The sequence below is a fragment of the Streptomyces sp. WMMB 322 genome, from assembly GCF_900090145.1.
Lineage (GTDB): Bacteria > Actinomycetota > Actinomycetes > Streptomycetales > Streptomycetaceae > Streptomyces.
Genome location: NZ_FMHI01000017.1, coordinates 114533 through 135946, shown reverse-complemented (window position 1 = coordinate 135946; position 21414 = coordinate 114533). Strand labels below are relative to the sequence as shown.

Here is a 21414-nt window from a genome sequence, read left to right as displayed (position 1 = left end):
GGGTTGCCGACGCGACCCGATGCCCAGTGATGTCTTGCTGAACGTAGCCGGTTCCACGATGGCCAGGAGGTCTCATGCTCCGTCCCACGAGTGACGTGCAAGCATTTGATGCCCGGGCAACAGACGCCGACCTCGACGATCTGCGCGCGCGGTTGGCCGCGGCCCGGCTGCCGGAGGCCGAGACGGTTCATCGCGCCGCGCCCGGCCCTGGCCGATGGGAGCAGGGCGTTCCCCTCACCGACCTCGTCGATGTCGTGAACTACTGGCGCACCGGGTACGACTGGCGGTCGTTCGAAGCGCGACTCGACAGGATCGGCCAGTTCCGCACGACCATCGACGGTCTGGGCATCCACTTCCTGCACCGCCGCTCCGCGCGCGCAGACGCCACTCCTCTGATCCTGACGCACGGCTGGCCGGGCAGCATCGCCGAGTTCGCCCATGTGATGGACGAACTGGCAGATCCGAAAAGCGCAGACGCGCCGGCGTTCCACGTCGTGGCCCCGTCGCTGCCGGGCTTCGGTTACAGCGACAAGCCGGCCACCACCGGGTGGGGCATCGAAAAGATCGCGGCCGCATGGGTGGAACTGATGGCAGCGCTCGGCTACAGCGAGTTCGTAGCCCACGGCGGCGACTGGGGAGGTGTGATCACCACGGTCCTCGGCGGCAGGTTCCCGGGGCACGTTCTCGGCATCCACACAACGACCGCGCAGGCACCGCCCGGGTTGGCCACGGACGGGCTGACGGCGGCCGAGCGCAGTTGGGCCGAGGAAACCCGCGACTTCTGGCACCACCGCGCGGCGTATGCGAAGCAGCAGGCGACCCGGCCCCAGACCATCGGCTACTCGCTCGTCGACTCACCGGTCGGGCTTCTCGCCTGGATCCTCGACAAGTTCGCCGAGTGGACGGACACCGAAGACAGTCCGTTCGAGACTCTTTCCAGAGACAGAGTTCTCGACGACGTCACCCTGTACTGGCTGACGCGGACCGGCGCATCGGCGGCCCGTATCTACTACGAGAGCCACAACTCGCTCGATCCCGAACTCCGGGTCGACGTCCCGTCGGCAATCAGTGTGTATCCCCGCGACATCGAGAAGTGTCCGCGCCCCTGGGCACAGGAGCGGTACCGCCGGATCGTCCGATGGAGGGCGCCCGAAAGCGGGGGACACTTCCCGTCGCTGGAGGTCCCCGGGTATTTCGTCAACGACGTGCGAGAGGGCCTCGCGGCCGTGCTGGCCGCCAGTCGCTGAACGCGGCCGGGTGCCGCCGTTCGCACGACGGTCCGGACCCGGGCGCCCCCGGGCGCGGACCCTCGTGCGAAGGCCGCGCTCCTGCCGTCAACCGTCCGCCTCCGGCGGACGGTTCAGAGCCGCTCCGGCGTGCGGATGCCCAGCAGCGTCATGCCCTGGCGGAGCGTGCGTGCCGTGAGGTCGCACAGGAACAGGCGGTTCTGGACCAACTGCTGTGTGTCCGCCTTCAGTACGGGGCACGTCTCGTAGAACGGGCTGTAGAGCGTGGCCAGTTCGTACAGGTACGAGGCCAGCTTGTGCGGCTCGTAGTTCTCGGCGACGGCGGCGAGGGTGTCGCCGAACTCGTCCAGGTGCAGCGCCAGGGCGCGCTCCGCGGGCTCGAGGTCCAGCGTCGGGTGCACCTTCGCCTTCTCGCCGCCCGCCTTGCGGAAGATGGACTGGATCCGCGCGTAGGCGTACTGGAGGTAGACGCTGGTGTCGCCCTGGAGGGAGACCATCCGGTCCAGGTCGAAGACGTAGTCGCGCGTCATCGAGTTGGACAGGTCCGCGTACTTGACCGCGCCGATGCCGACCTGGGCGGCACGCTCCTGGATCTCGTCCTCGGTGAGGTCCTGGGCCTTCTCCCGTACGACCAGGGCCGCGCGCTGCGTCGCCTCCTCCAGCAGGTCCACCAGCCGCACCGAGCCGCCGGCCCGCGTCTTGAACGGCTTGCCGTCCTTGCCGAGGACCGTGCCGAAGGCGAGCTGCCTGGCGGCGCCTTCGGGGAGCCAGCCGGCGCGCTGCGCCGTCTCGAAGACCATGCGGAAGTGCAGGGCCTGCCGGGCGTCCACCACGTACAGCACGGTGTCGGCGCCGAGTTCGCCGATGCGGTCGCGGATCGCGGCGAGGTCGGTGGCGGCGTAGCCGAAGCCGCCGTTGGACTTCTGCACGATCAGCGGTGTGGGTGTCCCGTCGGGGCCCTTCACGTCGTCGAAGAAGACGCACAGGGCACCCTCGGAGCGCACGGCGACGCCGGAGGACTCCAGGTCCCTCACGACGGCCTGCAGACCGTCGTTGTAGGCGCTCTCGCCGACGATGTCCTCGTCCCGGATCTCGACGTCGAGCACTTCGTAGACGCCCTGGAAGTACGTCTTGGACTCGTCGACGATCTTGTGCCAGAGCGTGAGGGACTGCTCGTCCCCGGACTGGAGCGCCACGACCCGGTCCCGGGCGCGCGCCTTGAACTCCTCGTCCGTCTCGAAGAGCGAATAGGCCGCCTTGTAGAGGCGGTTGAGGCGCGCCATGGCGGCCTCGCCCTCGTCCTTCGCGTCGGCCGAGTCGGACTCGTGGTCCAGCTCGTGCGGGTGCTCGACCAGGTACTGGATGAGCATGCCGAACTGCGTGCCCCAGTCGCCGATGTGGTGCCGCCGGATCACCTTCTCGCCCCGGTGCTCCAGGATCTGGGTGATCGCGTCACCGATGACGGTGGAACGCAGATGGCCGACGTGCATCTCCTTCGCGACGTTCGGCTGCGAGTAGTCGATCACCGTGGTGCCCGGGTGCTCCGCGTACGGGACGCCCAGCCGCTCGTCGTCGGAGCGCGCGGCGAGGTTGCGGAGCACGGCGGCGTCGGTGACGTCGACGTTGAGGAAGCCGGGACCGGAGACCTCGGCGGAGGCGATCTCCTCGTTGGCGGGCAGGCTCTCCACGACCTGGCCGGCCAGGTCACGCGGGTTCGTCCTGAGGCGCTTCGCGAGCGCGAGGACGCCGTTGGCCTGGAAGTCCGCCCGGTCGCTGCGTCGCAGCATGGGGTCGATCCACTCTCCCGGGGTGTCCTCGGGCAGGACGGCCGAGAAGGCCTCCGCGAGGCACTTGTGGAGTGTGACGGCGAGCGACGGGACCGAGGGCATGAATGCGAGCCGTTCCGTACGTGGGTGATGGGTCGGAAAACGAGTATTTCACGCGGCTCCCACGGGCGTCGCAGCAGTATTCGGTGTGAAACCCCGTCCCGCGCAGTGGGAGAATGGGCCCCGCAGACATGGCAGCGCAGAGAGAAGGAAGTGCCGGACGTGCCTCAGACCGCCGTCGAGACCGACTGGGTCTCCCGCATCGCCGATGACGTCATCGCCGAAGCGGAGCGTCGCGCGCCGGGCAAACCCGTTGTCTGCGCGTCCGGCCTCTCGCCGTCCGGCCCGATCCACCTGGGCAACCTGCGCGAGGTGATGGTGCCGCACCTGGTCGCCGACGAGATCAAGCGGCGCGGAGTGGCGTGCGAGCACATCATCTCCTGGGACGACTACGACCGGTTCCGCAAGGTGCCCGCCGGGGTCGAGGGCGTCGACTCCTCGTGGGACGAGCACATCGGCAAGCCGCTGACCTCGGTGCCCGCGCCTCCCGGCAGCCCGTACGGCAGCTGGGGCGAGCACTTCAAGGCGGCCATGGCTGACTCCCTGGCACAGCTCGGCGTCGAGTACCGGGGGATCAGCCAGACGGAGATGTACACCTCGGGCGCCTACCGCGAGCAGATCCTTTTCGCCATGCGCGAACGGGAGCGCATCGACGCGGTGCTGGACCGCTACCGCACGCTCGACAAGGCGTCCTCCGGCGCCGGCGGCAAGAAGCAGCAGAAGAAGCAGAAGCAGGGCGAGCCCGACGCCGCCGAGCTCGAGGCGGAGGAGGGCTCGGGCGCCGCCGCCGAGGACGACGGCTCGGGAGTGGGCACCGGCGCCTACTACCCGTACAAGCCGTACTGCACGGCGTGCGGGCGGGACACCACCAAGGTGACGGCCTACGACGACGAGACGACCGAGCTGACGTACACCTGCGGCGGCTGCGGGCACAGCGAGACCGTGCTGCTGCGCGAGTTCGACAACGGCAAGCTCGTGTGGAAGGTCGACTGGCCGATGCGCTGGGCCTACGAGGGCGTGGTCTTCGAGCCCAGCGGCGTCGACCACCAGTCGCCCGGCTCGTCCTTCGTCGTCGGCGGGCAGCTCGTGAAGGAGATCTTCGGAGCCGAGCAGCCCATCGGGCCGATGTACGCCTTCGTCGGCATCAGCGGCATGGCGAAGATGTCCTCGTCGAAGGGCGGAGTGCCCACGCCGGCCGACGCGCTCGGGATCATGGAGGCTCCGCTGCTGCGGTGGCTCTACGCCCGCCGCAGGCCCAACCAGTCCTTCAAGGTCGCCTTCGACCAGGAGATCCAGCGCACGTACGACGAGTGGGACGCCCTGGAGCGCAAGCTCGCCGCGGGCACGGCGCAGCCGGCGGACGTCGCCGCGCACCTGCGCGCCTCCTCGACGGCCGCCGGGCCGCTGCCCTCGACGCCCCGCCCGCTGCCGTACCGGACGCTCGCGTCCGTGGTCGATGTGACGGCGGGCAACGACGAGCAGACGCTGCGGATCCTGAGCGAACTGGACCCGGAACGTCCCGTGGGCTCGCTGGACGAGGTCCGTCCCCGGCTGGACCGCGCACAGCGCTGGATCACCACCCAGGTCCCCGCGGAGCAGCGCACACGCGTACGCGACGAACCCGACACGGCGCTGCTGGAGTCGCTGGAGGACGAGCAGCGCGAGTCGCTGCGCCTGCTGCTCGACGGGCTGGAGGACCACTGGTCGCTCGAAGGGCTGACGCAGCTCGTGTACGGGGTGCCGAAGGTGCAGGCGGGCATCGATCCCGACGCCAAGCCGACGCCCGAACTGAAGGTGGCGCAGCGGTCGTTCTTCGCGCTCGTCTACAAGCTGCTCGTGGGCAGCGAGACGGGGCCGAGGCTGCCGACGCTGCTGCTGGCGGTGGGGTCGGACCGGGTGCGCAAGCTGCTGGGCGCGTGACGCCGGTCCCGGCGGGGCGCGGTTCGGCGCCCTGCTGGGGGCGGTTCAGCCCGCGAGCCCCATCTCCGCGTTGTAGCGCTCCTTGAACTCCCTGATGTAGCTGCGCAGATAGGCCTCGCCGAGCAGCGAGCCGTCCGCGTTGGTCACACCGTGCAGTTCGTGCAGGGCACGGGAGAGCTGCCGGGCGTTCGGGAAGCTGCCCTGCGACGCGACGAACTGGCGGTAGGCGAGGAAGTAGTACTCGTCACGGGGCACCCCGTCCGGTATGCCGACCGGTTCCGCGTCTTCGGCGGCGTACGGCGCGGGAGGTGCCGGATCCCGCTCGGGCACGGACTCGTAGCCCTCACCCGCGGCGCCGCCGGCCGGCGCCGGTTCCACGAACAGCTGCTGCTCCTGGGCCCGTTGCGGCGGGAGATAGGCGGGGCCGCTGCCGGCCGGCGCGTTGGAATTGCCCAGCGCGCGACGCCGGCCCGGCCCGACGGGCACGGTGACCTGGGGGCCGGAGGGCTGCGTCTCCGCGGCGTAGGTGTATTCGCGGGACGGGTCGGGCTCCTGGGCGGCGCCGGTTTCCTGCGCCGGGCCGGGCTCCTGTGCGGTGCCGTGCTGCCGCGGCCGGGGCCGCGCCGGTTCCTGCTCCGGGCCCTGTTCCCCGAACTGCCCGTACCGCGGCCGCTGTTCGTACGCGTACTCGCCGTACTCGCTGTGATCGCCGTACTGTTCCTGCCGTTCGCCCGCGTACTCCCCGTACGGCTGCGGCTGCTGCGGTTCCGTGCGGTGCCGTTCGGTGCTCTGCGGTTCCGTGCGCTGCGGTGCGGTCGCCGCCGCGTGCCCGTCGCGTCGCTCCTGACCCTCCTCCCCGCCCTCCCGCTCCGCGCCCGCGGTGAGCTCGGCGCGCTGCCGCCCGCCGGCCGGGGAGGCCAGTCCCGGAGCGGCGCCGCTCGCGCGGGTCAGCGTGGCGGGCGCCTCGATGCCGGCCGCCGCCAGGCCGGCGGCGCCGGTCTCGGAGAGCGGGACGCCGTAGCGCGCGAGCTTGAGCGGCATCATCGACTCCACCGGGGCCTTGCGCCGCCAGTTGCGTCCGTATCGGGCGCGCAGCCGCGCCTCGTAGACCAGCCGCTCCTGTTCCATGCGGATGACCTCGTCGTAGCTGCGCAGCTCCCACAGCTTCATCCGGCGCCACAGCCGGAAGGTGGAGGGGAAGGCGAGCAGCCAGCGGGAGACGCGCACGCCCTCCATGTGCTTGTCGGCGGTGATGTCCGCGATCCGTCCGATCGCGTGCCGCGCGGCCTCGACGGAGACGACGAAGAGGACGGGGATCACCGCGTGCATCCCCACGCCCAGTGGGTCGGGCCAGGCGGCGGCGCCGTTGAAGGCGATGGTGGCCGCCGTCAGCAGCCACGCCGTCTGGCGCAGCAGCGGGAACGGGATGCGGATCCAGGTGAGGAGCAGGTCCAGCGCGAGCAGTACGACGATGCCCGCGTCGATGCCGATGGGGAAGAAGGGCGCGAAGGCCCCGAACCCCTTGCGTTCGGCGAGGTCACGCACGGCGGCGAAGGAACCGGCGAAACCGATGGCGGCGATCGTCACGGCACCGATGACGACCACCGCGGCCAATATGCGGTGTGTACGAGTCAGTTGTACGGCCTGCACTGGAGTTGTCCCCCACCCTTGGAAACCTGCGCGGCGCACCAGACTGGCACATGCGTCAAGTCCGCGCCGCGCGGGTGTGCCGCGGGGCGGTGAGTCACTTCAGTGAAGCGATCGCTTCCTTGGCCGCCTTCTCGGCGTTCTTCTTCAACTCGTCGGCTCCCGGGGTCTTGCCGCTCTCGAAGCCGGCACCGGCGTAGTCGACGGTCACGACGACGTTGGCGCTGCGCGCCACGAGTCTGTGTTCGCGGAAGTCCTCGGACTTGTCACCGTTCTTCCTCTTGGCCTCGTAGCTCACGGATGTCGCCTTGTCGCCGATACCTTCGGCCGAGGCGGACTTGACGTCCTTGTTCGACTTGTCCGACTTCACCGCGTCGGCCTGCTGTGTCAGGAACGTGCCGGCCAGCTCGTTGCCGGAGCCGCGCGAGGTGTCCGAGTCGAAGCGCTTGAGGGAGACGGTCAGCTGCCGGTAGTCGAACTTGTCCAGGCCGCTCCACAGGCAGCTGCCGGAGTCCTTGGTGTTGCCGGAGCCGATCCGCTTGCCGGAGGCGTTGTCCGTCTTCGGGGTCAGCTCCTTGACCGTGCCGCGGGGGACGGTCTTGCAGGCGTCGGGCAGCTCCTTGAACTTCACGGGCGCGGCACTCGGCTCGGCCTTGTCCTCGGCGGGAGCCGAAGTGTCGCTCTGGCCGCCGGAGTCGGAGGAGCATCCCGCCACCAGCAGCGCGGGGACCGCCACTGCCGCGCAGGCGAGCGTCCGTGCGAGACGCGGCGAGCGTCGCTGTGATGTCCGCTGTGCGTTACGGGGCATGATTCCTTCGCTTCCAGTAGGTCTGCGTCAGTTGTCGTCGAACTCCCCGGCGAGTTCTTCGGCGACGCTACGGGCCTTCTCCTGCAACTCGGCGCTGTCCGGGGTGCGCCGCTTGTCCGTGAGCCACTGGTCGTACCGGATCGTGGCGATCACGTTCGCGCTGCGGAAGACGAGCGTGATGTCACGATGGACACCTGAATCCGTGGTGTCCAGTTCGTCGTCGATGTAGGCGTTGTCACCGATGCCGTCGAGGATACGAGGAGAGAGATCCTCGTCCGGTGACTGGGACGCGTCGGGGTCCTCGTCGGATTCACCGGCGGCGCCGTTGTCGGGTTTCTCACTCCCGCCGCCGCCCTGGCCCTTGCCGTCCGCGTCCTGGCTGCCGGCGTCCTCGCTGTTGCCGCCGCCCTCGGCGTCGCCGTTCTCGCCCTTGTCCCCGTCGCCGTCCTGCGCCGGTGAGTCGCTTTCGTCGTCGGTCGGGATCTCGGCCTGGCCCGCGCGCTCGTCGTAGAGCAGCTGTGCCTGCTTGTCGTCGCTCATGGCCGGGTCGTAGGACACGACGCGTTCCAGGTCGACGGCGAGATGGCGGGTGGCGAGGCTCGTGGTGCTCTTCCAGCGGCAGCCCACGCGACGGTCCGTGTCGTAGGTGACGGTGGCCTCGCCCTTGTACGGGGACTCGTCCGGGTCGGCGTCCGCGTCCTTCCCCGACGTGGCGCTTCCGGGGGTGCTTTCGGCCGCTTCGGCGCCGGGGAGCAGCTTCTTGAGGGTGCCGATGCCGACGGCCCCGCACGGCTCGGGAAGGGTGCTGTACCTGCCGGGTTCGGCGGGGGGCTGGGCGGGGGAGGAGTTGCCCTGCTTGGTGTCCTCGCCGCTGCCCTCGTCGGGTGATCCGCTGCACGCGGTGAGACCTCCGGAGAGCATGACGGCCAGCGCGACGCCGGTCAGGTACGTCCTTGCCCTCCGCTGCACTGTCTGCCTCCTGCTCGGCGCTCAGCCGTCCGCTCGCGAATGTGCCGGAACCGTGGCGGGCCACGGAAGACAATGTCTACCGCACGCACGGCGGGGCCGTCCGGCCAGGGGGTGTCTATGTTGCGCGAAGTTCGCTTTTTCCGTTTCGCCCCTTGGCGGTGACGCTGCGGCATTCGCGCAGTAGCCGCCGGCGAAGTCGGCGAAGCCGGCGTGAGGCGGTGGCAGTCGGCACCGTGCCCGCGCGCCGGTGCCGGCTGTTCGCCTGTTCGTCCACCCGTCAGCGCCGGCGGTGGACCTTCGTGTTCGACGCCTGGGCGCGGGGGCGCACGACGAGAAGGTCGACGTTGACGTGCGGGGGACGGGTCACGGCCCAGTCGATCGTGTCCGCCACGTCCTCCGCGGTCAGCGGTGCGTCCACGCCCTCGTAGACCTCGGCGGCCCGCTCGGCGTCACCGCGGAAGCGGGTGAGGGCGAACTCGTCGGTCTTCACCATGCCGGGCGCGATCTCGATGACACGTACGGGCTCACCGCACAGCTCCAGGCGCAGCGTCTCGGCCAGTACGTGCGCGCCGTGCTTGGCGGCCACATAGCCGCCTCCGCCCTCGTACGTCGCGTGGCCCGCGGTGGAGGAGACGACCACGACCGTCCCTCCGCCGGAGTCGGGGGCGTCACCCGGGCCGTCGGGCCCAGGGGGAGACTGCGCCAGCGCCGGCAGCAGGGCCTGCGTGAGGTGCAGCACGCCGAGGACGTTGACCTCGTACATGCGGCGCCAGTCGGCGGGGTCGGCGGTGGCGACGGGATCCGTGCCGAGGGCGCCGCCCGCGTTGTTGACCAGGACGTCGCAGCGGTCGAGCGCGGCGGCGAAGGCGTCGACGGCCGCCCGGTCGGTGACGTCGAGGGGGTGTGCCACCGCTTCGTGACCCGCGTCGGTCAACTCCGCGGCCAGCGCGTCGATGCGGTCCCGGCGCCGGGCCGTGAGCACGACCCGGTAGCCGGAGGCGGCCAGTCGGCGTGCGGTGGCGGCGCCTATGCCGCTGCTGGCGCCGCTGATGACGGCGGTACGGATGCTCATGGGCCAAAGGCTACGTCGTACCGGCCGGTTGCCTGCCGGGGCGGCCGTGACCCGCCCTCTCCCCGGCGGGGGCCGGGAGTTCAGGCCGCGGACCTGACGGCCGGCGATCCCGTCCACTGCGCCAGCGCCTGACGCAGGCCCCGCGGGTCCGGCCGGTCGCTCGCCCAGGCGATGTAGCCGTCGGGCCGCACGAGCAGCGTCCGCGTGCCGACGGCCGCCGAACGGACGTGCACCGTACGGTCGTCGGCCTCCTCGCCCGTGTCCGGGGGCGGGCCGTCCGGCGGTGAGACGAGGACGAACGCGCCCTGGCGCAGGGTCTCGTAGAGCCGTCCCGAGGTGAGCGCCAGGTCGGGCGCTCGTCTGCCGGCCAGCGGGTGGGAGCCGCGCGGGGACTTGTAGGAGATGGCGATGCCGGAGACCATCCGCACGGCGCGGTTCGCCAACGGCCGTACACGGTTGACGATTTCGGCGCCGGTGGAGCGCAGCGCGCGGCCCGCGGCGGAGCGGGTGAGGGCGAGGCGGAGGATGGCGCCGCTCATGCGCAGCACGAGGGTGCCGACGGGGTGCCGTTCGCTGTCGTACGTCTCCAGCAGAGTCACGGGGGAGTGTCTGCGCAGCACAGCCGAGAGCTTCCAGGTGAGGTTGGCGGCGTCCTGGAGGCCGGTGTTCATGCCCATGCCTCCGGCCGGCGAATGGACGTGCGCGGCGTCGCCCGCGAGGAAGACGCGGCCCACCGTGTAGCGCGGCGCCTGCCGTTCGTCGCTGTGGAACCGGGAGGTCCAGCGGGGGTCGTGCATCCCGTGGTCGGAGCCCAGCGCCCTGACGGCGAGGTCCCGGACCTCCTCCAGGCCGGGCTCTCCTTCCCCGTGCTCCGGCCCGGCGGGGTCCCGCTCGGGGGGCTGCCGGTGGCGGTTCCAGCCCAGGACGCGGTACCAGCCGCCCCCGAAGGAGGCGATGATGGCGAAGCCGTCCTCCGTCGCGTTGAGGAGGAAGGGCGTGGCCGGGGGGTCGGACAGCCGCACATCGGCCAGCACGATCGAGCGGAGGACGGACTTGCCGGGGAAGGGCAGTCCGAGAAGTCCGCGGACGGTGCTGTGCACGCCGTCGGCGCCGACGAGGTACGAGGCGCGGAGGGTGCGGACCGCCGCCGGGGGCTCCGCCTCCGGTGCCGCTTCCGCGTCCGGTTCCGCCTGTGGTGCCGGTTCCGCCTCCGGCGACGCGGCGGGGGGCCGGCGCGCCTCGGTGACGTCCAGCTCGACGCCGGTGCCGTCCTGGCGGAGGCCGCGGACCTCCGTGCCGTACAGGAAGGTCACTCCTGCCTCGCGGGCGCGCCGCTCCAGCAGCCGCTCCACCTCGAACTGGCCGGTGACCAGCACGAACGGAAAGCGCCCGGGAAGCTGTCCGGGACGGAGCACCGCCCGTCCGAAGAGGCCGAGCGAGTCCGTCCGCGCGCCGGTGCCGATCAGTTCGTCGGCAAGCCCGCGGGCGTCCAGCTGTTCGAGGGTGCGGGCGTGCACGACGAGTGCGCGGGAGAGGTTGCTGATCGTCTCGTCCCGTCGCTCGACGAGTGTGACGCTGTGCCCGGCCGCGGCCAGATCCCCGGCGGCCAGGAGCCCCGTGGGGCCGGCTCCGACGACCAGCACGTCCGCCGTGCCGGGGGCGTCCGCGAGCGGGATGGCGGTGCGGGCCGTGCTGTCCGTGCCGCTGTGTGCCATGGAAGCCTCCCGGAATGCAGATGCCAACGGGTGTTGGTCAACGCCCGTTGGCACAACGGTAGGACGGCCCGCCAGAAGTGTCAACGCATGTTGGCCCACGCATGTTGGCATGAGTGGGACAGTGAGGGGGTACCGGCTGTCGGCGTCCGGAGCCTTTCGTCCGGAGCCTCTGGGCCGGAGCCATTCGTCCGCAGCTTCGCGGCCCGGGTCCGCGGCGCCGTTCCTGGGCCCGAGCAGCCGGCAAAGGGACTCAGGCGTCAGGCACTTGGGCCGCGCGCAGCCAGGGGTGAGAGACAATCGGGCCGCACGCGGACTCGGGCGTCAGGCTCTTCTTGAGTCGCGTGCAGGGCCACGCGCGCAGGGCCGGGGTTCAGGCTTCGAGCCGCTCGCAGAACACGTCCACGAGGCGTGCGAGGAAGGCGCGCCCCTCCTCCCCGGGCTCCATGGAGATCGTGCCCCCGCCCCAGTCCACGGTTCCGACCATCTCCTGGTATTCGGAGTGCAGGTGGTGCAATATCCCGCCGACGCGCGCCCTGGGCAGGTCGAGCAGCTTGCACACGGGCTGCACGTACGGCTGCCAGCGGGTCGTGACCGCCCGCCGCAGCAGCTCGCCGGCCCGGGCGTCGCGCCCGGTGATGTCCAGGCGGGCTCGCAACGGCAACGCCAGTGCGTCGCCGAGCAGTTCGGCCTGGCGCCGGGTCAGCCGCCAGCGGCCGCCGCGCTCCATCTCCTCGTACTCGGTGGGCGAGAGGCCCAGCCGCAGCGCCATGTCGAACGTGGAGACCCCGCGGGCGAGGCGGTGCTGGTGGACGCTGCTGAGCGACCCCATCAGATCGCCGACGGAGCACCACAGCACACCCGCCAGAGCGGTCAACTCCCGCTCGCCGGGGCTCTGGTCGCCCGACTCCCAGCTCAGTACGGTCAGAGGCGTGACCTGCACCCCGTAGGCGCTGAGCATCGTCGACGCGACGTCCTCGGCCCGCATCCCGAGCGCCTGGCGAGTGCTGCGTGCCGCCTCACGGTTGAACGCGGGCCTGCGGGGGTCGGACGACGGGTACAGGGACAAGCGGTCCACTTCTTCTGCTTCCTCACGGCAAGCCACGGGCCGGGGCAAAGAATGTCAAAGGACCTAGGGCAGCGTCCAGGCCATGATGCCGGACTGTGCATAGATCAACACGCAGAGAATCAGCAGCAGTCCGAGGCTCCACTTGAGCGTCGAGCGCAGCAGTTCGGACTCCTGGCTGGCACAGCCCACGGCCGTCGCGGCGATCGTCAGGTTCTGCGGGCTGATCATCTTGCCCACGACGCCGCCCGAGGCGTTGCCCGCGACGAGCAGTGAGGGATCGAGGCCGGCCCCCTTCGCGGCGGTGTTCTGGAGGCTGGCGAACAGCGCCTGCGATGACGTGTCGGAGCCGGTGACCGCTGTTCCGAACCAGCCCAGCACCGGCGAGAGCAGCGCGAGCGCGCTCCCGCTGCCGGCTATCCAGGTGCCGATGGTGATGGTCTGGCCCGAGAGGTTCATCGCGTAGGCGAGGGCGAGCACGGACGCGACGGTCAGCAGGGCCGTCCTCAACTTCACGATCGTGGCCCCGAGTTCCCTGAGCGCCACCTGCGGTTCGATGCGCAGGACGAGCGCGGTGACCACACCGGAGAGCAGCAGCAGTGTCCCGGGCGACGACAGCCACGCCAGGTCGTAGACGGTGGAGTCCACCGGGTTGCCGTTGACGGTCAGGAGCTTTCCGTGCAGCCCGGGCCAGGGGATCGCGATGCTCGTGCTGCCGAGGAACTCCTTGACCGGGGTCCACAGTTGGGCCACGGAGAAGACCGAGATGACGATGATGTACGGAGTGAAGGCCGCGGCCAGCCGCCGGCCGTCGGTCTCCGGCGGCGCCTGTTCGCGTGCGTGCGCGCCGGGTGTTCCGGGCGAGGGCCGTCCGCCGTGCGTGGTTCGCGCGGCCGGCGCCGGCCGGCCTCCGGGGCTGTGGCCTCCCGGGCTGTGCCCGCCGTAGGCGCGTCCTGCGGTGTCCGGCCTGCCCCGTCGGCCGGTCTCGGCCTCTCCGCCTGCGCCGAGAAGGTCCGCTCTCGCCTGCTCGCTGCCCTTCGGCTGCCAGAGCCGCAGGAAGGCGACTGCCGCCACCAGGCTGGCGAGGGAGGTGATGATGTCGGTCAGTTCGACGGATATGTAGTTGGAGCTGACGAACTGCACCACCGCGAAGGTCACTCCGCAGACCATGGCCACGGGCCAGATCTGACGCAGCCCGCGGAAGCCGTCCACGATCACGGTCAGCAGCAGCGGCACGATGAGCGCGAGCACGGGCACCTGCCGGCCGACGTACGAGCCGATCTCGGTGTACGGGATCTTCGTCAGCGCCCCCGCGGTGATGACGGGTATGCCCATGGCGCCGAAGGCGACGGGAACCGTGTTGGCGACGAGCACCGTGACGGCCGCCCGGAAGGGCGGGAACCCCAGGGCGATGAGCATGATGCCGGTGATCGCCACGGGTGCGCCGAAGCCGGCGAGGGCCTCCAGCAGGGCGCCGAAGCAGAACGCCAGCACGACCGCCAGAACACGCGGATCGTCGCTGATGAGCCGCAGGGACCGGCGCAGGTCCTCGAACGTGCCGCTGACGACGGTGAGTTGGTACAGCCAGATGGCCGTGACGAGGATCCAGCCGATGGGGAAGAGGCCGAAGACCGCGCCCTCCGCGGCGGACAGGGCGGCCAGCTTGAACGGCATCCCGTACACGGCGACGGCGATGCCCACCGCGACGGCCAGGGCGGAGAGGCCGGCCAAGTGGGCCTTGACCCGGGCGGCTCCGAGCAGCAGGAAGAGAGTCAGCAGCGGCAGCGCGGCGACGAGTGCCGACAGTGCGAGGCCGCCGGAGAGCGGTGAGATGGCGGGCTGGTACAAGGGCATCCCCGTACGGATTTGGTCAGACCATGCGTTGAAGCTGCCACACACTATGAAGTGCCCAACTCGCTGTCCAGAGACAGCACATGACTGACCGGGACTTGGTCAGACCAAAGTGCGGGCGGTTGGGTTACGCTCACCGCGACCGCGTGGTCCCCGGTCCGGTGTTCAGTGCCGGGGAGCGGCCCGACTTCGCGGATCTGGAGGGGTTTCATGGCCGGACCGGACGACTGGGAACCCGTTGCCCGTTCGCGCACGTACGAACTGGTCCTCACCCGGATCGAACAGCTCATCCTCGACGGCAGGCTCAAGGTCGGCGACCGGCTGCCGCCCGAGCGGGAGTTGAGTGAGATGCTCGGCGTGAGCAGGGCGGCGATCCGGGAGGCGCTGCGCGTGCTGGAGGCCCAGGGCGCCCTTCGGCCCCGGGTCGGCACCGGGCCGGACTCGGGGAACGTGATCATCGCGATGCCGGGTGCCGGGCTCACCCAGTTCCTCAGGCTGCACATCGCGCTCGCGCACTTCTCCCTCGACGACGTCGTCGAGGCGCGTGCCGTCCTGGAGCGGTCGAGCGCCAGGCTGGCCGCCGAGCACGCCAGGGCGGACGATCTCGCGCGGATGCGCGAACAGCTCGACCGCATGGACGCGGCGGGGCTGCCGCGGGAGACGTTCAACGACTGCGACACGGATTTCCACGTCGCGATCGCCGAGGCCGCGGGCAACCGCATGGTGGCCGACCTGACGGTTTCCGTGCGCAACGCGGTCCGGCAGACCCTGCTGACGGTCTTCCACCGGGTGGAGGACTGGGAGGCGGTGGCCACCAGGCTGCGTGCGGAGCACCGGGCGATCTACGACGCCGTGGTTGCGGGTGAGGTCGAACGTGCGGGCGAGGCGGTGGAGGCGCACATCCGCTCCGTGCACCGGGACATCGTTGTACCGTCCCTGTCGCCGGTTTCCTGAGCGCGGGCCGTACGGGTTCCGGCGGCGGAGCAGCACCGCACGCCGCTGCCTCGCCGGACAGCCCCCTGGCCCGTCAACAGTTGTTGGCCTACATTCGTTGGCATGGAAGACGAAGCACAGGCGGGTTCCGCCGCGGGAACAGGCGCGGACGCCGATGCCCACCGGGCGGCCGCACCACCGAAGGCGGCGGAGGGCCGGCCCCCACGCCGCTCCGACGCAACACGGGCGGCGATCGTGCGCTCCGCGCGCGAGCGGTTCGCCACCGACGGCTACGAGCGCGCCACGATCCGTGCCATCGCGCGGGACGCGGGCATCGACCCGTCGATGGTCATGCGCTACTTCGGCAACAAGGAGGGCCTGTTCGCCGCCGCCTCCGAGATCGACCTGCGGCTGCCGGACCTGACGGGCGTCCCCGCCGAGGAGGTCGGCACGCGCCTCGTGCGCCACTTCCTGGAGCGCTGGGAGGGCGACGAGACGCTGAACGCCATGGTGCGCGTCGGCGTCACCAACCCCGCGGGCGCCGAGCGGGTGCACTCCGTCTTCCGCGACCAGGTCTCGCCCGCGGTGGCCGCCGTGTGCCCGGACCCCCGGCAGGTCCCCGCGCGTGCGGCCCTGCTCGCCTCGCAGATCCTCGGCATGGCCCTCGGCCGGTACGTGCTGAAGCTGCCGCCCGCGGTGGCGATGACCCACGAGGAGATCGTGGGCTGGCTCGGGCCCACGGTCCGGCGCTACCTGACCGCTGAGAGCCCCTAGGGCCTGTTTCGAAGTCCCGCCTGCGGGGCGGCGCCACGCACGCACGCACGCTCTCCCCCACTTCGTGGGAGGTGCCCCCAGCGTTGTCGGTCGTCGGCGCAGCCCGCTGCGCTCTCTCCCCCTGGGCCTGGCGGCCCGGGAGGTACCCCCACCCTCCGCCTTGCGAGCGCACGCACCTGACGCCGCCCCGCCCGCCCTAACGGGCGGACGACGCTACTTCGAAACACGCCCTAGTTCCGAACCGGCGGACGGGCGCACCCGCCCCGCCGGACGCACCCCGGCAGGAAGTCCGTCCCGCCCGAAATCCGGGAGATCTCCTGTGATCGGCCAACAACGTCCCTGTGGACGGAAGTTGGAACGAGCAGCGGGCGGGCGGCCGGGGGCCCCGGCGAATCGCTGGGCACGGACATGCCTTGAGTCCCTGTTCCGGGGTACGCAGCGGACCGTAACGAGCCCCCTTCCCATGAGAGGTGACCAAGAGTGTCCTCCTCCCTCGTAGAGACCGTTGACGTCGAAGCTCCGGTCGCGGTGAGCTGGGCGCTGTGGAGCGACGTGGCCGAGTGGCCGAAGTTCCTGAGCCACGTGAAGGACGTCGTCCGTATCGACAACAAGTCCTTCTCCTGGTGGCTCTCGCTCCCCGGCGCCGAAAAGAGCTTCACCGCCGAACTCACGGAATTCATCCCCCAGGAGCGCATCGCCTGGAGGACCACGGAAGGCGTGGAGCACGCCGGGGTGGTCACCTTCCACAGGCTCAGCGACACCACGAGCCGGGTGACGCTCCAGATCGAGTACAACCCGCAGGACTTCATCGAGCGTCTCGGAGCCCTGACCAACCTGGACTCCACGCTCACCAACTACGACCTGGGCCAGTTCAAGCGCGCAGCCGAGAAGGCGGCGGGCGGGAACGGAAGTCCGGGCGCCTGACCGGGGCCGGTCCGCTCCTCTTCCGGGGTGGTCCGGTCGCCCGGGCCCGTCACCGGGCCCGCGCCGGGGCACGTTTCGTGCGCGAGAGCATGCCAGTCGGTCTCAGCCGTGTGCCCGGCTGCGCGGGCCCGGCCGGGCGCCGCACCGGAAGGCGTTCAGGCCCGCGGCGGGCAGAACGGCCGGACGCTCAGGGCCACACCAGGCAGTACGGCTGGTGGCCCGCCATGTGCAGGCGGTCGGAGAAGTCCTGCCATTCGTGCAGGAGTTGGTACACGTTGAAGGCGTCCTGGGGGCCCGCTCGGTCGGGCACCGTCGACCAGATGAAGGCCGCCGCGCCCACCGACTCCTCGCCGATTCCGCGCAGCGGGTCCACGACCGTCATCGGCAGCTTCACGACGGCGTAATCCGGGTGCAGCACCACGAGTTCGAGCGGCGGCACCCGGTGCAGAGGTATGCCCTCGATGCCTGTGAGCACCATCGCGGCCATGGTCTCCGGCTTGATCTTGGTGAACATGCCGTGACCCAACTCGTCGCCGCCGAGCTCCTCCGGGCGCATGGAAACGGGAACCCGGGCCGCCGTAGCGCCGTCCGGGGCGCCGAAGTACTTGTAGGTCACCCCCACTCGGCCGCCACCCTTGCTGCTCCCAGTGTCTCTTTCCGCCGCGTCTCTCCGGTGACGTCCGCTTGCGCGCTCCGGACCGAGGTCCCCGGTACCCTCTCCCAGTCCACCACCGCGCTGCATGTCACCACCCGACCACTCGCGGCCGCCGCCGCGCAACCCGATCATCGTGACAGAGACCTCCCCGTCCTGCCGGTCGTGAAACGCCCCGCGGCGGGCGGGTAATCCCCGTGTTACCGGGCCGGTACCTGACCGGCTCCTCATGTCCCCTATACCCACCAGCGGGACGACGACGCGGTGCCGTCGGGATGCTCTGACACCATGGTCCTCGTGACTTACTCGTACGAGGCCCCAGTATCGCAGTCGCTCTACGACCGCGCCGCCGCCGTGACGCCCGGTGGCGTGAACTCTCCGGTCCGCGCCTTCCAAGCCGTGGGCGGTACGCCCCGGTTCATGGTGTCCGGGGCCGGTCCGTACCTCATGGATGCCGACGGACGTGAGTACGTGGACCTCGTCTGTTCGTGGGGGCCGATGATTCTGGGCCATTCCCATCCCGAAGTGATCGCGGCCGTCCAGGCGGCGGTGAGCCGCGGCACGTCGTTCGGAACGCCCGGCGAGGACGAAGTCGCCCTCGCGGAAGAGATCGTGGACCGCATCGATCCGGTCGAACAGGTGCGGCTGGTCTCCTCCGGCACGGAGGCCACGATGTCCGCGATCCGCCTGGCGCGCGGTTTCACCGGGCGCGCGAAGGTCGTGAAGTTCGCGGGCTGTTACCACGGTCATGTCGACGCGCTGCTCGCGTCGGCGGGTTCGGGCGTCGCGACGTTCGGGCTGCCCGACACCCCGGGCGTGACGGGTGCGCAGGCGGCGGAGACCATCGTGCTGCCGTACAACGACCTCGACGCCGTACGGGCCGCGTTCGCCGCGCAGCCCGACGGGATCGCGTGCGTCATCACCGAGGCGTCCCCCGGCAACATGGGCGTCGTGCCGCCGAAGCCCGGCTTCAACGAGCAACTCAAGGAGATCTGCCGGGCGCACGGGGCGCTGTTCATCTCGGACGAGGTGATGACGGGCTTCCGCGTCAGCAAGCAGGGCTGGTACGGGATCGACCAAGTCGCCCCCGATCTGATGACGTTCGGCAAGGTGATGGGCGGCGGCTTCCCGGCGGCGGCCTTCGGCGGCCGGCGTGACGTGATGGAGCGCCTCGCACCGGCCGGCCCCGTCTACCAGGCCGGCACGCTGTCGGGGAACCCGGTCGCCACAGCCGCAGGCATCGCACAGCTGCGGCTGCTGGACGACGCGGCGTACGCGGCGGTGGACTCCGCTTCCGAGCAGCTGCGCCGTGCTGTGACCGAGGCGCTGGACAAGGCGGGCGTCGCCCACCGGCTCCAGGTCGCGGGCAACATGTTCTCCGTCTTCTTCACCGGCGAGCCGGTCACGGACTACGAGGGCGCGAGGGCGCAGGAGGCCTTCCGGTTCAAGGCCTTCTTCCACTCGATGCTGGAGCAGGGCGTCTACCTTCCGCCGTCCGCCTTCGAGTCCTGGTTCGTCTCGACCGCGCACGACGACGGCGCCCTGGAACGCGTCGCCGAGGCGCTTCCGGCCGCCGCCCGCGCCGCCGCGGAGGCGACCGCATGAGCGCGGCGGACGGTACGGCCCCGGGCCGCGAGGCCGGAAGACGCGAGCGTGACACCGGCGGGCAGGCCGTCACCGTCGTGCACGTGATGCGCCACGGCGAGGTCGAGAACCCGGACGGCGTGCTGTACGGACGCCTGCCCGGCTACCACCTCTCCGACCTGGGACGCAGGATGGCCGACCGGGTGGCCGAACATCTCGCCGGCCGGGACATCGCGTACGTCGTGGCCTCGCCGCTGGAGCGTGCGCAGGAGTCCGCGGCGCCCATCGCCAAGGCGCACGGTCTGGACGTCGCCAGCGACGAGGACCTGATCGAGGCGGACAACGTCTTCCAGGGCAGGACGGTGGGCGTGGGGGACGGTGCGCTGCGCAGGCCCGCGAACTGGCGCCACCTGTTCAACCCTTTCCGTCCGTCGTGGGGCGAGTCGTACGTGCACCAGGTGCAGCGGATGCGCGCCGCCCTGGACGCGGCCCGCGACGCCGCGCGCGGCCACGAGGCCGTCTGCGTCTCACATCAGCTGCCGATCTGGACGCTGCGCAGCTTCGTCGAACGGCGCAGGCTCTGGCACGACCCGCGCCGGCGGCAGTGCACGCTCGCCTCCCTCACCTCCTTCACCTTCGAGGGGGACAAGATCGTCTCGGTCGGCTACACGGAGCCCGCGCGTGATCTGGTGCCTCCGCATCTGCGCGCGGGCGCCAAGTCCGCCGGGGGCGGCGGACGCGGGGCCTGAGGGATTTCCGACGTCGTCCTGAGGGGCCCGAGGGGGTCCGAGGGGCTGCGCGGAGCGCGGCCGCCGGGCGCCATGAGGGAGGAGCGAGCCGGCCGGAGACCGGTCGGAAGCGGGCCACCGCAAGTGGGGCGGCCCGTGCCCAACGGGCGCAAGGGGGGCGTGGAAGATCGGCTCGGGGCTCATGCGAAACTTTTCACATGAGTCAGACCCGAGCCTTCCGGCGCCGCCCCGCACTGCTGATCGCGTTGCTCGCGGCGGGGGCCTCGGTGCTGGCCGGGTGCAGCGACGACAAGGCCGGTTCGTCGTCGGGGGACACGAAGTTCGTACAGGGCACCGGGAAGATCACCAAGGTCGAGAGCGGCGAGCGGCAGAAGGCGCCGGACATTTCGGGCAAGAGCGTCGACGGGAAGCGGCTGGAACTCTCCGACTTCAAGGGGAAGATCGTCGTCCTGAACGTCTGGGGCTCCTGGTGCGCACCCTGCCGCGCGGAGGCGCCCAACCTCGCCAAGGTCTCCAAGGAGACCGAGGGCAAGGGCGTGCAGTTCGTCGGGATCAACACCCGCGATCTCGACCGCGCCAACGCCAAGGCGTTCGAGCGCAACTACGGCATCGAGTACCCGAGCTTCTACGACCCCAGCGGCAAGCTCATCCTCCGCTTCCCCAAGGGCAGCCTCTCCCCGCAGGCCATCCCCTCCACGCTCATCCTCGACCGGGACGGGAGGATCGCCGTACGGGCGCTGAAGGAACTCGGCGAGAAGGAACTGCGCTCCGCGCTCGACCCGTTGACGGCGGAGAAGTGACCCCCGCATGAGCACGCCCGCCACCGCCGCGGCCTCCTCCGCCGGCACCGCACTCGCGGCCGCCACGGCGGAGGTGAACCACACGGTCCTCAGCGGCGCCCTGCTGCTGGCCGTCCCCGTGGCCGTGCTCGGCGGTCTCGTCTCCTTCTTCTCCCCGTGCGTCCTGCCCCTCGTGCCCGGCTACCTCAGCTACGTCACCGGCGTCAGCGGCACCGACCTGGCGCATGCCAGGCGCGGCCGGATGCTCCTCGGGGCGGGCCTGTTCGTGCTCGGCTTCACCGCGGTCTTCGTCTCCGGCGGTGCGCTCTTCGGGGGCTTCGGAGCGACGCTGCAGGAGCACCGGACGGTCATCTCCCGGGTCCTGGGCGCCCTGACGATCCTGCTGGGGCTCGCGTTCATGGGCGCGCTCGGCCCGCTGTCCCGGCTGACCTCGCGCGAACTGCGCATCCAGCGGCGCCCGTCCGTCGGCCTCGCGGGGGCTCCCATGCTCGGCGTGCTGTTCGGCATCGGCTGGACCCCGTGCATCGGGCCGACCCTCGCCGCGGTGCAGACCCTGGCGTTCAACGAGGCCAGCGCCGGCCGGGGCGCACTGCTGACAGTGGCGTACTGCCTGGGGCTCGGCGTGCCGTTCGTCGTGGCCGCCATCGCCTTCCGCCGCACGCTGGGGGCCTTCGGCTGGGTGAAGCGGCACTATGCATGGGTGATGCGCACCGGCGGTCTGATGCTCGTCGGGGTCGGCGTGTTGCTCGTCACCGGGGTCTGGGACCGGATCGTGTACGACCTGCAAGTCTGGTCGTCCGACTACACCGTGGGAATCTGA

18 protein-coding genes are annotated in these 21414 nt (G+C 71.0%); 9 read left to right on the top strand and 9 right to left on the bottom strand.

What is annotated here, in order from left to right:
• Positions 1–74 precede the first annotated feature (74 nt).
• Positions 75–1247 (top strand): epoxide hydrolase family protein, encoded by a 1173-nt coding sequence (locus H180DRAFT_RS23265; protein WP_055488068.1) that lies wholly within the window; start codon positions 75–77, stop codon positions 1245–1247.
• A gap of 113 nt (positions 1248–1360) precedes the next feature.
• Here H180DRAFT_RS23265 and argS read toward each other — a convergent pair whose 3' ends face one another.
• Positions 1361–3136 carry an arginine--tRNA ligase gene (gene argS / locus H180DRAFT_RS23260; protein WP_055488067.1) on the bottom strand — a complete coding sequence of 592 codons (1776 nt, stop codon included), beginning with the start codon at positions 3134–3136 and terminating at the stop codon, positions 1361–1363.
• 159 nt (positions 3137–3295) lie between these two features.
• On the opposite strand from argS, the gene lysS reads away from it, so the two are divergent.
• Positions 3296–5053: a lysine--tRNA ligase gene (gene lysS / locus H180DRAFT_RS23255; RefSeq protein ID WP_055488108.1), complete on the top strand. Its 1758-nt coding sequence runs from the start codon at positions 3296–3298 to the stop codon at positions 5051–5053.
• A gap of 45 nt (positions 5054–5098) precedes the next feature.
• Here the strand turns inward: lysS and H180DRAFT_RS23250 are convergent, their stop codons facing one another.
• From H180DRAFT_RS23250 to H180DRAFT_RS23220, 7 genes are all read right to left on the bottom strand, one after another.
• Entirely contained in the window at positions 5099–6688 is a 1590-nt protein-coding gene (locus H180DRAFT_RS23250) for a DUF2637 domain-containing protein (protein WP_055488107.1), read from the bottom strand.
• Between the two features lie 109 nt (positions 6689–6797).
• Positions 6798–7508 carry a DUF3558 domain-containing protein gene (locus tag H180DRAFT_RS23245; RefSeq protein ID WP_055488066.1) on the bottom strand — a complete coding sequence of 237 codons (711 nt, stop codon included), beginning with the start codon at positions 7506–7508 and terminating at the stop codon, positions 6798–6800.
• Between the two features lie 27 nt (positions 7509–7535).
• Positions 7536–8477, bottom strand: coding sequence for a hypothetical protein (locus H180DRAFT_RS29955; RefSeq protein ID WP_055488065.1), 942 nt, complete (start codon positions 8475–8477; stop codon positions 7536–7538).
• A 277-nt stretch (positions 8478–8754) separates the two neighbouring features.
• On the bottom strand, positions 8755–9549 hold the full coding sequence (locus H180DRAFT_RS23235; RefSeq protein ID WP_055488064.1) for an SDR family NAD(P)-dependent oxidoreductase: 795 nt from the start codon (positions 9547–9549) through the stop codon (positions 8755–8757).
• 80 nt (positions 9550–9629) lie between these two features.
• Positions 9630–11264 carry an FAD-dependent oxidoreductase gene (locus tag H180DRAFT_RS23230; protein ID WP_055488063.1) on the bottom strand — a complete coding sequence of 545 codons (1635 nt, stop codon included), beginning with the start codon at positions 11262–11264 and terminating at the stop codon, positions 9630–9632.
• Between the two features lie 370 nt (positions 11265–11634).
• Entirely contained in the window at positions 11635–12339 is a 705-nt protein-coding gene (locus H180DRAFT_RS23225) for a transcriptional regulator (protein ID WP_055488062.1), read from the bottom strand.
• Positions 12340–12393: 54 nt separating this feature from the next.
• Positions 12394–14175 (bottom strand): L-lactate permease, encoded by a 1782-nt coding sequence (locus H180DRAFT_RS23220; RefSeq protein WP_055488061.1) that lies wholly within the window; start codon positions 14173–14175, stop codon positions 12394–12396.
• A 213-nt stretch (positions 14176–14388) separates the two neighbouring features.
• Here H180DRAFT_RS23220 and H180DRAFT_RS23215 point away from each other — a divergent pair, with 213 nt between their 5' ends.
• The 3 genes from H180DRAFT_RS23215 (at position 14389) to H180DRAFT_RS23205 (ending at position 16809) form a co-directional block, all read left to right on the top strand.
• The gene (locus tag H180DRAFT_RS23215) at positions 14389–15132 is read left to right on the top strand and encodes a FadR/GntR family transcriptional regulator (RefSeq protein ID WP_055488060.1); all 744 of its coding nucleotides are present in this window, start codon (positions 14389–14391) and stop codon (positions 15130–15132) included.
• A gap of 102 nt (positions 15133–15234) precedes the next feature.
• Positions 15235–15885, top strand: coding sequence for a TetR/AcrR family transcriptional regulator (locus tag H180DRAFT_RS23210; protein WP_079100339.1), 651 nt, complete (start codon positions 15235–15237; stop codon positions 15883–15885).
• A gap of 480 nt (positions 15886–16365) precedes the next feature.
• Positions 16366–16809 carry an SRPBCC family protein gene (locus H180DRAFT_RS23205; protein WP_055488059.1) on the top strand — a complete coding sequence of 148 codons (444 nt, stop codon included), beginning with the start codon at positions 16366–16368 and terminating at the stop codon, positions 16807–16809.
• Positions 16810–16996: 187 nt separating this feature from the next.
• On the opposite strand, the gene H180DRAFT_RS23200 is transcribed toward H180DRAFT_RS23205, so the two are convergent.
• Positions 16997–17551: a hypothetical protein gene (locus H180DRAFT_RS23200; protein ID WP_074466950.1), complete on the bottom strand. Its 555-nt coding sequence runs from the start codon at positions 17549–17551 to the stop codon at positions 16997–16999.
• Positions 17552–17749: 198 nt separating this feature from the next.
• Here H180DRAFT_RS23200 and hemL point away from each other — a divergent pair, with 198 nt between their 5' ends.
• The 4 genes from hemL to H180DRAFT_RS23180 all read left to right on the top strand — a co-directional run bounded on the left by hemL (position 17750) and on the right by H180DRAFT_RS23180 (position 21414).
• On the top strand, positions 17750–19066 hold the full coding sequence (gene hemL / locus H180DRAFT_RS23195; protein WP_055488057.1) for a glutamate-1-semialdehyde 2,1-aminomutase: 1317 nt from the start codon (positions 17750–17752) through the stop codon (positions 19064–19066).
• A gap of 86 nt (positions 19067–19152) precedes the next feature.
• A complete protein-coding gene (locus H180DRAFT_RS23190; protein WP_055488105.1) occupies positions 19153–19794 on the top strand; it encodes a histidine phosphatase family protein in 642 nt (213 codons plus the stop codon).
• A gap of 197 nt (positions 19795–19991) precedes the next feature.
• Positions 19992–20594 carry a TlpA family protein disulfide reductase gene (locus H180DRAFT_RS23185; protein ID WP_055488056.1) on the top strand — a complete coding sequence of 201 codons (603 nt, stop codon included), beginning with the start codon at positions 19992–19994 and terminating at the stop codon, positions 20592–20594.
• 7 nt (positions 20595–20601) lie between these two features.
• A complete protein-coding gene (locus H180DRAFT_RS23180; protein WP_055488055.1) occupies positions 20602–21414 on the top strand; it encodes a cytochrome c biogenesis CcdA family protein in 813 nt (270 codons plus the stop codon).